This is a genomic window from Caballeronia glebae (assembly GCF_001545035.1).
In the GTDB taxonomy this organism is placed as follows: Bacteria; Pseudomonadota; Gammaproteobacteria; order Burkholderiales; family Burkholderiaceae; genus Caballeronia; species Caballeronia glebae.
Window position 1 is genome coordinate 37,098 of record NZ_FCOJ02000044.1, and the last position, 13,123, is coordinate 50,220.

Genomic DNA, 13,123 nt, shown 5'->3' on the forward strand with positions numbered 1-13,123 from the left:
GTGTTCCGCGTGCTTACTCGGCTGCGGGCTTATCGCCTGCAGGAGTCTCGCCAGCCTCTTCCGACACGACGGCAGCCGGGACGGTCGCCGAAGCCACCACCGGATTTTCCGCCTCGACGGAGACCGTCAGGCTCACGCCCTTCGGCAGCGAGATGTCTTTCGCGTGCATCGTCTGGCCAGCTTCAATCTTCCCCAGATCGATTTCCAGGAACTCAGGCAGGTCTGCCGGCAGGCATTCCACTTCCAGTTCCGTCACGACGTGCGAGATCACCGCGCCCGCCAGCTTCACGGCCGGATTGCTTTCCTGGTTCATGAAGTGCAGCGGCACCTTGGTGTGCAGCTTCTTCTTCGCGTCGACGCGCTGGAAGTCCACGTGCAGCACGAGCTGCTTGAACGGGTGGTATTGCACGTCGCGCAGCAGAACTTGTTGCGACTTGCCGGCCAGTTCCAGGTCGAGAATCGACGAGTGGAAAACTTCTTTCTTCAGGGCGTGCCACAGGGCGTTGTGGTCGAGTTCGACCAGTTGAACGTCCGTTTCACCGCCGTACACGATACCCGGGGTCTTGCCCGAGTTACGCAGGCGGCGGCTCGCACCCGTACCTTGCTTGCTACGCTCGAAAGCGACTACTTTCATCTTTGACTCCTATATCTGCCCGCGACCAGGCAGGGAAACCGGGACCATCGAAAATGTGTGATCCCACAACTAGCGACGCGAACCTTCGTCCGTTCGCATCGATCATGCAAAAACGCGAAGCGTGTGCTTCGCGTTCCTTGCTCAATTCCGTTTAACCTTCGGCGAAGAGCGACATCACCGAGTCGCCGCGCCGGATTCGGGAGAACGTCTCCGCGAGCAGACCCGCGCTCGAAAGCGGGCGGATCTTCGCGCACGCGAGCGATTCAGCCGACAGGGGAATCGTGTCCGTGACGACGAGTTCATCCAGTTCCGAAGCCGTGATGCGCGCCGCCGCGCCACCCGACAAAACAGGGTGCGTCGCGTATGCGAACACCTGCTTCGCGCCGCGGTCCTTCAGCACTTGCGCGGCCTTGCACAGCGTGCCGGCGGTGTCGACCATGTCGTCCATGATCACGCAAGTACGGCCTTCCACTTCACCGATGACGTTCATCACCTCGGCGACATTCGCCTTCGGACGGCGCTTGTCGATGATCGCGAGGTCCGTGTTCAACTGCTTGGCGAGCGCACGCGCGCGCACCACGCCGCCGACGTCCGGCGACACGACCAGCAAATGGTCATGGTTCTGCTTGCGCAGATCGCCGAGCAGCACGGGCGTTGCATAGATGTTGTCGACGGGGATGTCGAAGAAGCCTTGAATCTGGTCGGCGTGAAGGTCCATGGTGATCACGCGATCGACGCCGGCAATTTCCAGCATGTTCGCGACGACCTTCGCCGAGATGGCCACTCGCGCGGAACGCGGACGGCGGTCCTGACGCGCATAGCCGAAGTAGGGGATGGCTGCGGTGATCCGGCCTGCAGATGCGCGCTTGAGCGCATCGACCATGATCATCAGTTCCATCAGGTTATCGTTCGTGGGAGCGCAAGTGGATTGCAGAACGAACGCGTCTTTGCCCCGAACGTTTTCCTGAATCTCGACCATGATCTCGCCGTCTGAGAAGCGGCTGACCATTGCTTTGCCGAGAGGAATTCCAAGAATTTTGACGACTTCCTGTGCAAGCGCGGGATTCGCGTTGCCAGTAAAAACCATCAGGCCGTCACTGCTCATCGTGCACCTGTCTGCGGCTGGAGGCGAGAGGAAAAACGCGAGAAAAGGAATGGCAGGGGAGGAAGGACTCGAACCCTCGCATGCCGGAATCAAAATCCGGTGCCTTGACCAACTTGGCGACTCCCCTACACAACTCTGAATCTTGCCGGGAAGTGTAGAACATACCCGACAAAACAAAACCTATGACGCGAAAGCGAAGAGAGGATGAGAATCCAGACTTGCTGTCACCACACTCTTCCAGCTTGCCGGCAGTTTGGCTTGCGCCAGTTCCGCTTCGGCTCGGCTGGTGAAAGCAGCGAACACGCTTGCTCCAGATCCGGTCATTCGCGCCGGTGCGAGTTCGGAAAACCACTCGAGCACCGTTGCAACTTCCGCGTACTTTCCTGCAACTACAGCTTGCATGTCGTTTCGACCGAAGCTGTTTGGCCAGTTTGTGTCTGACCTTTGCTGTGCGAGAAAGTCCATCATTGTGACGACTTTCGAGTTCCGTGTCAAGCTTTTCTCGGAAAAAATCGCCGCGGTGGGGACGTGAGCATCGGGCGTTACTACGAGGAAGAAACGCTTCGGCAGATTGACTGCCTGCAGCGCCTCACCTACGCCTTCTGCGAAAGCATTTTGCCCGAAGACAAAAAACGGCACGTCCGCGCCGAGTTGCAGGCCGAGATTCTGCAGAATCTCACGCGAAAGATCAACACCCCAGAGACGATTTAACGCTAAAAGAGTTGTCGCCGCGTCGGAACTGCCTCCACCGAGGCCCGCGCCCATTGGCAGACGCTTGTCGATCTCGATCTCCGCGCCGAACTTCGTGCCCGTGTGCTGCTGAAGCAGACGCGCGGCCCGCACGACGAGATCGTGTTCTTCGGGTACGCCCGGCACGTCGGTCTTGCGCGTGATGACGCCGTCGTTGCGCCGCTTGAAGTGCAGATGGTCGCCCCAGTCGAGCAACTGGAAAACGGTCTGCAGCGAATGGTAGCCATCCGGACGGCGGCCCGTGATGTGCAGGAAAAGGTTCAGCTTCGCGGGCGCGAGGCAGTCACGGAGCGAATCGTTCGATGAGGACATGCGTGATGCAACGGCAAGGTTATTGATCGAGCACGAGCTTGATGTCGAGCGGCGGTTCGTTGCGCGAAAGATTCACGCGCTTCACGCCCGTCGCGGGCGCGTCGGCATAGGCCAGATAGTCGATGGTCCATCCGTCCTGCCTTATTTCCTTCGGACGTCCGTTGTTCGCTTCCGGATCGAGCGTGGTCTGCGCACGCGAGGACGGCGCGGCCGACGGTTGCAGCCAGTAGCGCAGGCCTTCGACCGGCAACGCAAAGCCGAGCGTGTTCTGCATCAGCAGGGATACGTTGTCGGCGCTCACCGGTTGCTTGTTAGGCAATTCGAGCGTGGCGAGCGACGGCGATGAAGTCACGATCGCCATCGTCTGGCCTAGCGGGTTGCGTAACTGCAGCGTGACGGTGTCGCCAGTCTCCTGCCAGTCGAAATTGCCGTAGGCATTGCGCTGCGCGCCGTTCTGGTCGTTGTACTGCACGGCGAAGCGTCCGTGATACATGTGGCTCGTCTGGGCCGTGAGCGACGTGGATGCGTTCGTCGTTGTGGGAACGCGCGGCTGGAGCGCGCAACCCGACATGGCCAGCGAGGCGGCTGCCGCAATGCCGAGCGCGCCGCGTCGAAGCGATGCGCCGGCGAGAAAATCGAATACCATCAAAGGTCATTTACCTGGAGTCGTTTCAGCGTTTTGACGAGCGTATCGTTGTCAGGTTCGAGCTTTTGCGCTTGCCGCCACGTCGCGCGCGCCTGATCCTGCTGCCCGGACTTCCACTGGACCTCGCCCAGATGCGCGCCGATTTCGGCATTCGGCTGAAGGTTGTAGGCGTTCTTCAGAATCTTCTCCGCCTCGGCCGCGTTGCCCTGGCGGAAGCGCGCCCAGCCGAGGCTGTCCATGATGAAGGCGTCGTTCGGGGCGAGCGAAACGGCCGTCTCGATGAGCTTCACCGCTTCGTCAAGCCGTTGATTGCGGTCGACGAGCGAATAGCCGAGCGCGTTGTACGCTTGCGGGTTGCTCGGCTGCGTGCGCATCAACGTGCGAAGCTGAGTCTCCATGACGTCGTAGTGACCGTTCTTTTCGGCGGCCATGGCGTAGTCGTAGACGAGATCGGGATCGTCGGGGAACGCGGTCACCGCCTTCGCGAGATTCGCCTCCGCCTCCTTGTAGCGATGCGCCTCGAAAAGAATGGCCGAGTCGGTGCGTGCGAGCAGCGCCAGATCGCGCGGATCGGAGCTTTGCAGGTTGCCGATCAGCGCGCGCGCATCGTCGACCTTGCCTTGCTTCGCGAGCAGTTGCGCACGCGTGATCTGCGCGGGCAGATATTGCTGGCTCGCGCGCGGAATCTTGTCGAGCCATTGGCTCGCGGCGTCGTCGTTTTTCTGTTCGAGCGCCAGTTGCGCGAGATAGATGTACGCCTGGCCGGGGTCCGCGCCCGGCGTGCTTTCCGCCGTCTTCGCGTACTGATTCAGAAAATCCTGCGCGCGATCGAACTGCTTCTTCTGAATGTTGATGAGCGCGAGCGCCATCAACGGCGTCAGGTCTTTCGGATCGTTCTTGCGCATGATCTCGAACTGCTTCTGCGCGTCGTCGAGCCTGTCGGCCGACAAATACAACTGCGCCAGCGCGAGCCGCGCGTCGTGCGATTTCGGATTCTTGTCGAGATATTTCTCGAACGATGCGATGCCTTCCTTGCGTTCTTCCGGGCCCATGCGCGCGAGCGTCAGCGCGGCGGGCAAATAGTCCGGCTTGAGTTGCAACGCTTTTTCGAGCGATGCCTTCGCGCCCGGCGGATCGTCGGCGACTAGTTGCTGGCGCGCGAGCGCGAGTTGCGTCTCGGGCCGGTCCTGATCGTTTTGCGTCAGATCTTTGAGCACGTTCAGGCCGCCGACGCGATTCGGTCCGCGCGCGAGCAAGCTCTGAAGAGAAAGGATGGCGTCGCCGCGCTGATCGGGCGAAACCTTCGCGAGCTCGCGTTGGAGCGTCGGTTTCGCGTCTTCGGGCTTGCCGCTGACGATCAGAAGCGACGCGCTCAACTGTGCCGCGCGATCCGAATGAGGCGCGAACTGCTGCCAGAGTTGCGCCGACGTGAGCGCGTCGTTCGGGCTTTGCGCGGCGATCGCGATTTCGGTCGCGCGCTGCGCAAACCGCGGGTCGTGCGTGTCGCGCGCGAGCGCGAGATAGGTCTGGAATGCGGGCGCTGGCTGGCCGCGCTGCAACGCGACTTCGGCCGCCAGAACCTGGAACACGATCTGGCTGGACATTGCCACATTCGGCAAATCCTGCGTCTCGGCGCCGCTGACCGGCGCGGTCAGCAGATCGGCGGCGTTTTGCGCGTCGGCCTGATCGTCGGCGCTCGGTGCGGGCGTCGCGTTCGGCGTTTGTGCGTGCGCGGGTGCGAACGCTAGCGCGGCCATCGCGAGCGCAACGGCGCCGGCGATTCGCGACATTGGCATGGCGAACGAATGCGTCAAGATGGCCTGACGCTTCGAAAACAGCTTCATGACGAACGAGTTCATGGAAATCCAGACGATGTTTCAGTCGATTGTAACGCGGTCGCTAAAATACCGGCACATACGCCAGAGCAAGTCTCACTCCAGAAAAATGCCCGAACTGCCGGAAGTCGAAGTCACCCGCCGGGGAATCGAACCTTATGTCGCCGGACGGCGCGTCGAGCACGTCGATGTGCGCACGCCCGCGCTGCGCTGGCCCATCCCGAAGCATCTTCCGAAGACGCTGGATCATCTGAAAATCGAGAAGGTGGAACGGCGCGGGAAGTATCTGCTGTTCGAAACCGTGGAAGGCTGGCTGATCGTCCATCTCGGCATGACCGGCACGCTGCGCGTGCTGCGAAACGTGCCGAAGCCGCCCGAAGCGGCCAAGCACGATCACGTCGATATCGTGTTCGACGATTTCATCCTGCGTTTTCGCGATCCGCGCCGCTTCGGTGCGATCCTCTGGCATCCGCGCGCGGATGGCGACGTGCTCGATCATCCGCTGCTCGCGAGCCTCGGCGTCGAGCCGTTTTCGCCGGAGTTTTCGGGCGCGCTGCTGTTTCGCGAGACGCGCGGGCGCAAGGTTTCGGTGAAACAGGCGCTGCTCGCGGGCGGCATCGTGGTGGGCGTCGGGAATATATATGCGTCGGAGAGCCTTTTTCGGGCGGGCATCCGGCCGACGACCGCGGCCGGGCGTATCTCGCTCGTGCGCTACGATTTGCTCGCGGACGCCGTGCGCGTAACACTCGCCGCCGCCATCGAAAAGGGCGGCAGCACGCTGCGCGATTTCGTCGGCAGCAACGGCGAATCCGGCTACTTCCAGCTCGACTATTTCGTCTATGATCGCGCGGGCTTGCCGTGCCACGTCTGCGGTACGGCGATCAGACAAATCGTCCAGGGACAGCGCTCGACGTACTTTTGTCCGCGCTGCCAACGCTAATTTCCGATGCTCGCTCTCACTGATTTTTCGTCGCGCCTTATCGCGTGGCAACGCATTCATGGCCGCCACGAACTGCCGTGGCAGAACACGCGCGACGCGTACCGCATATGGCTCTCGGAGATCATGCTGCAGCAGACGCAGGTCTCCACCGTCATTCCGTACTACGCGCGATTTCTGGAACGCTTTCCGACGGTGACGGCGCTCGCCGACGCGCCCATCGACGACGTCATGGCGCTCTGGGCCGGGCTCGGCTACTACTCGCGCGCGCGCAATCTGCATCGCTGCGCGCAGGTTGTCGCGCACGAACACGGCGGCCGGTTTCCGCAGACCGTCGACGAACTCGCGATGCTGCCGGGCATCGGACGATCGACGGCGGCGGCGATCGCGTCGTTCGCGTTCGGCGCGCGCGCGACGATTCTCGATGGCAACGTGAAACGCGTGCTTGCGCGCGTGTTCGGCATCGAAGGATTTCCGGGCGCGAAGAAAGTCGAAAACGCGATGTGGACGCTCGCGGAATCGCTCTTGCCGGATGCCGCGAACAAGGACGAAGTGACCGCGTACACGCAAGGCCTGATGGACCTCGGCGCGACGCTGTGCGTGCGCGGCAAGCCGGATTGCGCGCGCTGCCCGTTCGCATCGGACTGCGTGGCGAAGGTCGAGGGGCGCCAGCGCGAGTTGCCCGCCGCGCGCCCGAAGAAAGCCGTGCCGACGCGCAAGACATGGATGCTGATCCTGAAAGATGGCGATTCGATCTTGCTGCAGAAGCGTCCGTCGATCGGCATCTGGGGCGGATTGTGGAGCCTGCCCGAAGCGGCGGACGAAGCCGCGCTCGCGGATGTCGCGCAGCGTCTGGGCGCGGACGAACATCTTCAGCGGCTCGCGCCGCTATCGCACGCGTTCACGCACTTCAAGCTGGATATCGAGCCGCGGCTGGGCGAGGCGCGAAACGCACCGCGCGATCTGATGGACACCGAAACCGTCTGGGCGTCGCTCGCGAAGATCGACGCCTATGGCGTGCCCGCGCCCGTGCGCAAGCTGCTCGACGCGCTGACGGGCTCGCTCATCTAAAGCAGTTGATGATGCTGCATGTAGTGATGCACGACGTCGATACGCGCGCCGGCGTCCATCAGCTCCATGAGCTTCTGGCGGGCGCGCATCGGGATCGGCAGGATTTCGGCGAGGCGGTTGGAGACCCAGGTGGGATCGTCGAATAGGAAGGGCTCGGCGAAGGGCAGATTTTGCGGCTCGCGCTCCTTGATCGTGTCGATGATGCGCTCCAGCACTTCCGCGCACGCGCCGAACTTCGCGAGCGCTTCGACGCCTTGCAGCGGCTGATCTTCGCCCAGCAACTCAGCCGTGCCGACGATCAGATTGCTCGGTTCAACACGATGATCCGTCAGCCGGAAGCGATCGGTTCCGCGCGCCTGCACGAGCAACAGACCGAACGTATCGACATCGCATTCCGAGATTTCGGCCAGGCAACCGATGTTCTCCGGCACCGACGGATCGCCCGGCGAAGCGACTTCGTGTCCGCTTTTGAGCAGACACACGCCGAACGGCGTCTTCTCGCGCAGACACTCGCGCGCCATGTCCAGATAGCGTGCCTCGAAAATCTTGAGCGGCAGCAGGCCGCCGGGGAAGAGCACGGTGTGAAGCGGAAACAGCGGCAAGTCGGCCAGAATAGGATTCGCGGACATCGCGTCCCTCCAGGATGGACCGCCGGCGCGGCGATCAGGTTCGCGTGTGGGTCGCGCTTTCATCCACAGGGATGGGCGCGTCACGATGCCGCACGATCACGTTTGCCTGCTCGCGAAAGCGCGCGGCAAGCGCCTCCGCGATGAACACCGAGCGATGCTGGCCGCCCGTGCAGCCGATCGCGACAGTGAGATAGCTGCGGTTGTCGTCGCGAAAGCGCGGCAGCCATTTGCCGACGAACGCGCCGATATCGTCGATCATCTCGCCGACCAGCGGCTGCGCGATGAGGAACTCGATGATGGGTTTATCGAGGCCTGTGAACGGGCGCAACTCGCGGTCGTAGTACGGGTTGGGCAGCGTGCGCACGTCGAAAACGAGGTCGGCGTCGAGCGGCACGCCGCGCTTGAAGCCGAACGATTCGAACATCAGCGTGAGATCGGCGGCTTCTGTTTCGACGAAGCGCTTGACCCAGGCGCGCAGCACGTTCGCGCGCAGATTGCTCGTGTCGATCTGATGCCCGTATTCCGCGAGACTCGCGACGAGTTCGCGCTCGCGCTCGATCGCCTCGGCGAGCGAATTCAGCACGCCGACATCGGCTTCGCGCATCGGCGGGCCGGACAGCGGATGACGCCGGCGCGTCTCGGAGAAGCGCTGAATGAGCGACTGCGTGCTGGCGTTGAGGAACAGCACGCGCAGATCGTAGTCCTTCGAGAGCTTGTCGATGATCGACGGCACCTCGTCGAGCGAGAGGCTCGAACGCGCGTCGATCGCGACGGCGAGCCGCGTCTGGCCTTCCTTCGCGAGGTGGTCGGCGAGTTCGGGCAGAAAGCGCGGCGGCAAGTTGTCGACGCAGTAGTAGCCGCCGTCTTCCAGCGCGTTCAGCGCGACGGATTTGCCGGAGCCGGAGATGCCGGTAATCAGAATGATACGCATGGGTCTGGAGGGATTCGCTTTCCCTAAGCTTAGCACCTGTGCCCGATTCGTTTCGGCGCGCGCGACGTTGCGCGATGCGCGCTCAGATCAGCTTGCCGGGAAACTGGCTATCGGGGTCCTGCATGGCGAGGCGCTGGCGATCCATGAAGTCGCGCAGGGTATCGATGCCGCGCAGTTGCAGAATGGTGTTGCGCACGGCGGCCTCGACCAGCACGGCGAGGTTGCGGCCCGCCGCGACCTGAATCGTCACCTTGCTGATCGGCAGGCCGAGCACGTCGACGCTCTGGCTTTCGAGCGGCAGACGCTGGAATTCGCCGTCCGGCCGGCGCACGAGTTGCACGATCAGCTTGAGCTTCATTTTCCGGCGCACGGCGGTTTCACCGAAGATCGTCTTGATGTCGAGCAGGCCCAGGCCGCGCACTTCGAGCAGATTCTGAAGCAGCGGCGGACAGCGGCCTTCGACGAAATCGGGACCGAGGCGCACGAAATCGACGGCGTCATCCGCGACGAGTCCGTGGCCGCGGCTGATGAGTTCCAGTCCGAGCTCGCTTTTGCCGAGACCGGAGTCGCCGGTGAGCAGCACGCCCATCCCGAGGATATCGATGAACACGCCGTGCAGCGTGGCGCGCGGCGCGAGAATCCGCGACATGTACGCGCGCAGGCTGTCGATCACGGCGGCCGCCGACATGCGCGTCGTGAAGAGCGGGGTCGACGAGCGCGTGCAGCGCAAAACGAGTTCCGGCGGCGCGCCCACTTCGCCCGCGACGACCAGAAACGGCGGTTCGAGCGCGATCAGCTCGGCCATGTGGCGCGAGCGGTCTTCGTCGGACTGGCGTTGGTAGTAGTTGATCTCGGCGTCGCCGAGCACCTGGATACGGTTCGGGTGGATCAGGTTCAGGTGGCCGACCAGGTCGGCGCTCGACGTCGCGTTGGCGACCGTCTCGCTCGAAAAGCCGCGTTCCCAGCCTTCGTGCCCGGTGAGCCAACTGAGCTTCAGAGCGGCGGCGTTGTCGTCAAAAATGCTTTGGGCGTTGATGCTGGACGTATCCATGAGACCGGAACTCCGTTGGAAGCCGGGCGCAGCCTTCGCGTTACGACGAAGCGAATTGCTTCGATACGCCGCATGGCGCTGCGTTTGATCGATTGTGCCCCAGATGCAACACGCGCGCGAGGCGCGTCCGGCGCGAAAGCAGCACGGACGCGCCTCGGACGCGTATTGCTAGGTTCGTGTGGCTGTTACGGTTGCCATTGCGTGAGCACTTGATAGAGCGCGTCACGATTTTCTTCCTTGTGCAGACGCTCGCGCGCCTCGCTATCGGAGAGTAGTTGGGCGATCTCCGAAAGAATTTCAAGATGCTGCTGCGTGGCCTGCTCGGGCACGAGCAGGAAGATGAGCAGCGAGACAGGCTGGCCGTCCGGCGATTCGAATGCCACGGGTTCGGCTAGACGCACGAAGGCGGCGAGCGGTTGCTTCAGCCCCTTGATACGGCCGTGCGGAATAGCGACGCCCTCGCCGAGGCCGGTCGAGCCGAGGCGCTCACGCGCGAAGAGATTGTCGGTAACGATGCTGCGGGCGATGCCGTTCTGGTTCTCAAAAATCAGGCCCGCTTGCTCGAATACGCGTTTCTTGCTGGTAACGGACAGTCCGAGAACCACGTTCTCGATGGGAAGAAATTTAGCTAAACGATTCATGTTGGCAGGCTGATGCGTGGCCTGATAGCTCCTCATCGTGGCCGCTGTCTGAAAGCGCTCACGGCGATGGTGAAACAGAAAGTGCGCTGGCGGCATTGCCTGCAGCGTGCCTGTCGTGCGACCCGAAAATTACCGGATCATTATAGAACAGGCCACAGCGCGATGGTGCGCCGCGCAATGGCACCGTTTTGCGATCAAATGTGCAGGACAAAGCCCTGAAAATCAATGGCTTGTGCCGCACTACGGCGTAAATCCAACAAAAAAGCCGCCAGTCGGGGCGGCTTCGGTTCGGCACATGCTGGAATCGGTCGTTTCCGGATATTCGAGGACTTCCTCCAATCACGCCCGCCGTCGTATGGCGGCGGGTTGCTTTAATCCGTGGATCGACCGGTAAGCATGCCTTCTTAACGCTCAGGGCGACGGCGCTTCGACTTCATGCGGCTCGCCACGGTACTTCACGGACTCATGGGCGTGGCCTTGGATCTTGTCCTTGTGCTTGATGACCTGCCGGTCCAGCTTGTCGACCATCAGGTCGATGGCCGCGTACATATCAGCGTCACAACTCTCGATGAAAATGTCCTTGCCCTTCAGATGCAGGTTGATTTCCGCCTTCTGCCTCTTTTCCTTTTCCCTATGATTGTCGACCGAGAGGACCACGTTGCCGTCGATCACTTGATCGAAATGACGGAGCACCCTGTCCAGTTTCGTGATCACATACTCGCGCAACGCAGGCGTCAATTCGAGGTGGTGTCCACTGATCTTCAGATTCATAGTTGCTCTCCAAGCTAATGGCCGCTAGGCCACGTCGGCTCGTCCGATACCGGTCGGCGATGTGTCCCGCCGGCGCGTCATTCTGGCGCGCTTGAGAAGCGGGGCGCATCGGCCGGCACGTCCGCGCTTTCGCGTTGCGGCCGGTAAACGCCCATCGCAACACGCGATGGACTACAGAGACGGGTCATAGAGACTTGCGCAGATTCACTGCCGGGATCCTGAGGGCTTCGCGGTACTTGGCGACGGTACGCCGCGCGACCACGAATCCTTGTTCCGCCAGCAGTTCGGCGATGCGGCTGTCTGAAAGAGGAGTTTTAGGTTCTTCCGCTCCAATCAGTTGCTTGATGAGGGCCCGGATCGCCGTTGACGATGCCGCGCCTCCTGTGTCGGTCGAAACGTGTGATCCAAAGAAGTACTTAAATTCAAGCGTCCCGAATGGGGTGAGCATGTACTTGCCAGTGGTCACACGAGAAACCGTCGATTCGTGTAATCCCAGCGTATCAGCAATCTCCCGCAAAACCAAGGGCCGCATGGCGATTTCACCATGTGCAAAAAAGTTCTTCTGACGCTCGACAATCGCCTGCGCGACACGCAGGATCGTCTCAAACCGCTGCTGAATATTCTTGATGAGCCAGCGCGCTTCCTGAAGCTGCTGACGCAGTGAGCCGCTGCCCGGATCGCCGCGGTTGTTGCGCAGGATGTTCGCGTACAGATGGTTGATACGCAGCTTCGGCACGATTTCCGGGTTCAGTTCCGCCGTCCAGCCGCCCGAAGTTTTCCGCACCATGATGTCCGGCACGACGTAGTCCGCTTCGCTCTTGCCGTATGCCGCGCCGGGGAACGGCTCCAGCGACTTGATCAGCAAATGCGCGTCCCGTAGGGCGTCGTCGCCCGCCTTCAGTTGCTTGCGCAGACGCGTGAAGTCGCGCGCGGCGAGCAATTCCAAGTGATTCGTGACGATTTCGAGCGCCAGCGTGCGCGTGGGCGAAGCGTCGAGCCGCAGCAGTTGCAGCTTCAGACATTCCGACGCAGATCGTCCGCCTACGCCCGACGGATCGAAGCTTTGCAGCAATGCGAGCGCCGCGCTCAGTTCGTCGAGATCGACTTCGAGTTCTTCGGGAAGATCGGTCTGAACCTCATCGAGCGAGGACGTGAGATACCCGTCCTCGTCCAGCGATTCGATGAGAAACGTGACGAGCGCGCGATCGCGCTGATTCGCCGCGGTCATGCGCAACTGCGCGCTCAGATGATCGCGCAGCGTCGTGGTCGATTCGTGGATTTGCAGCGGCGGGAGATCGTCGTCGTCGGAAGCGTTGTTCGAGCGGCCGTAGTCCTCCAGGTTCCACGAACTCGAATCCTGACCGCTGTCCGATCCCATTCCGTTGTATTCGTCGACGCCTTGCGGCTCGCTGTTTTCCGAACGTTCGGAACTGGAGGTGCCCGATGACGAGCCGTTGCTCATCATCGAGTCGGACGGCGCGCTCTGCGTCGCGGGCGATGTGATCAGCGAGCCGTCGGCGGCGACGCGCAGCGGACTCGCGATCCAGTCGTCCTCGTTCTCCAGCAGCGGATTCTGAGCGATGGCCATCGCGACTTCCTGCTGCAATTCGAGCGTCGACAACTGCAGCAGCCGGATCGACTGCTGAAGTTGCGGGGTCAGCGCAAGATGCTGCGAGAGGCGGAGTTGGAGGCTGGCTTTCATGGCAAAGTTTTATTCATTGTAGAGAGTTTGCCACGCGCGCGAAACCTCGCGGGGATTCCAAAAAAGCGCATGCCGCCCGGGAGGGCGGCACGTAAGTATTGCAACTTT

General features: G+C 62.0%; 13 protein-coding genes and 1 tRNA gene. 2 read left to right on the forward strand and 12 right to left on the reverse strand.

Annotated elements, in window-relative coordinates:
* Positions 1 to 13: 13 nt before the first annotated feature.
* The 6 genes from AWB82_RS25580 to AWB82_RS25605 all read right to left on the reverse strand — a co-directional run bounded on the left by AWB82_RS25580 (position 14) and on the right by AWB82_RS25605 (position 5,306).
* The gene (locus AWB82_RS25580) at positions 14 to 634 is read right to left on the reverse strand and encodes a 50S ribosomal protein L25/general stress protein Ctc (RefSeq protein WP_086972160.1); all 621 of its coding nucleotides are present in this window, start codon (positions 632 to 634) and stop codon (positions 14 to 16) included.
* Between the two features lie 151 nt (positions 635 to 785).
* Positions 786 to 1,739: a ribose-phosphate pyrophosphokinase gene (locus AWB82_RS25585; RefSeq protein WP_086972161.1), complete on the reverse strand. Its 954-nt coding sequence runs from the start codon at positions 1,737 to 1,739 to the stop codon at positions 786 to 788.
* Between the two features lie 50 nt (positions 1,740 to 1,789).
* Positions 1,790 to 1,866: transfer RNA gene (locus AWB82_RS25590), tRNA-Gln, on the reverse strand.
* Between the two features lie 53 nt (positions 1,867 to 1,919).
* Positions 1,920 to 2,801: a 4-(cytidine 5'-diphospho)-2-C-methyl-D-erythritol kinase gene (gene ispE, locus AWB82_RS25595; RefSeq protein WP_086972162.1), complete on the reverse strand. Its 882-nt coding sequence runs from the start codon at positions 2,799 to 2,801 to the stop codon at positions 1,920 to 1,922.
* A 19-nt stretch (positions 2,802 to 2,820) separates the two neighbouring features.
* Positions 2,821 to 3,447 (reverse strand): lipoprotein insertase outer membrane protein LolB, encoded by a 627-nt coding sequence (gene lolB / locus AWB82_RS25600; RefSeq protein WP_086972163.1) that lies wholly within the window; start codon positions 3,445 to 3,447, stop codon positions 2,821 to 2,823.
* Positions 3,447 to 5,306: a tetratricopeptide repeat protein gene (locus AWB82_RS25605; RefSeq protein WP_086972164.1), complete on the reverse strand. Its 1,860-nt coding sequence runs from the start codon at positions 5,304 to 5,306 to the stop codon at positions 3,447 to 3,449. The genes lolB and AWB82_RS25605 overlap by 1 nt, the downstream gene beginning before the upstream one ends.
* 85 nt (positions 5,307 to 5,391) lie before the next feature.
* Between AWB82_RS25605 and mutM the strand changes: the two genes are divergently transcribed.
* Both mutM and mutY read left to right on the forward strand, forming a co-directional pair.
* Positions 5,392 to 6,222: a bifunctional DNA-formamidopyrimidine glycosylase/DNA-(apurinic or apyrimidinic site) lyase gene (gene mutM, locus AWB82_RS25610; protein WP_086972165.1), complete on the forward strand. Its 831-nt coding sequence runs from the start codon at positions 5,392 to 5,394 to the stop codon at positions 6,220 to 6,222.
* 6 nt (positions 6,223 to 6,228) lie between these two features.
* Positions 6,229 to 7,290, forward strand: coding sequence for an A/G-specific adenine glycosylase (gene mutY / locus AWB82_RS25615; protein ID WP_086972166.1), 1,062 nt, complete (start codon positions 6,229 to 6,231; stop codon positions 7,288 to 7,290).
* On the opposite strand, the gene AWB82_RS25620 is transcribed toward mutY, so the two are convergent.
* From AWB82_RS25620 to AWB82_RS25645, 6 genes are all read right to left on the reverse strand, one after another.
* Complete coding sequence (locus AWB82_RS25620; protein ID WP_086972167.1) at positions 7,287 to 7,919, reverse strand: LON peptidase substrate-binding domain-containing protein; 633 nt, start codon at positions 7,917 to 7,919, stop codon at positions 7,287 to 7,289. The genes mutY and AWB82_RS25620 overlap by 4 nt on opposite strands.
* 34 nt (positions 7,920 to 7,953) lie before the next feature.
* The gene (gene rapZ, locus AWB82_RS25625; protein ID WP_086972168.1) at positions 7,954 to 8,850 is read right to left on the reverse strand and encodes an RNase adapter RapZ; all 897 of its coding nucleotides are present in this window, start codon (positions 8,848 to 8,850) and stop codon (positions 7,954 to 7,956) included.
* An 82-nt stretch (positions 8,851 to 8,932) separates the two neighbouring features.
* A complete protein-coding gene (gene hprK / locus AWB82_RS25630) occupies positions 8,933 to 9,901 on the reverse strand; it encodes an HPr(Ser) kinase/phosphatase (RefSeq protein ID WP_050453002.1) in 969 nt (322 codons plus the stop codon).
* A 185-nt stretch (positions 9,902 to 10,086) separates the two neighbouring features.
* Positions 10,087 to 10,578: a PTS IIA-like nitrogen regulatory protein PtsN gene (ptsN, locus tag AWB82_RS25635; RefSeq protein ID WP_341866800.1), complete on the reverse strand. Its 492-nt coding sequence runs from the start codon at positions 10,576 to 10,578 to the stop codon at positions 10,087 to 10,089.
* 375 nt (positions 10,579 to 10,953) lie between these two features.
* The gene (hpf, locus tag AWB82_RS25640) at positions 10,954 to 11,313 is read right to left on the reverse strand and encodes a ribosome hibernation-promoting factor, HPF/YfiA family (protein WP_061147280.1); all 360 of its coding nucleotides are present in this window, start codon (positions 11,311 to 11,313) and stop codon (positions 10,954 to 10,956) included.
* A 184-nt stretch (positions 11,314 to 11,497) separates the two neighbouring features.
* The gene (locus AWB82_RS25645) at positions 11,498 to 13,015 is read right to left on the reverse strand and encodes an RNA polymerase factor sigma-54 (protein WP_086972169.1); all 1,518 of its coding nucleotides are present in this window, start codon (positions 13,013 to 13,015) and stop codon (positions 11,498 to 11,500) included.
* Positions 13,016 to 13,123 lie beyond the last annotated feature (108 nt).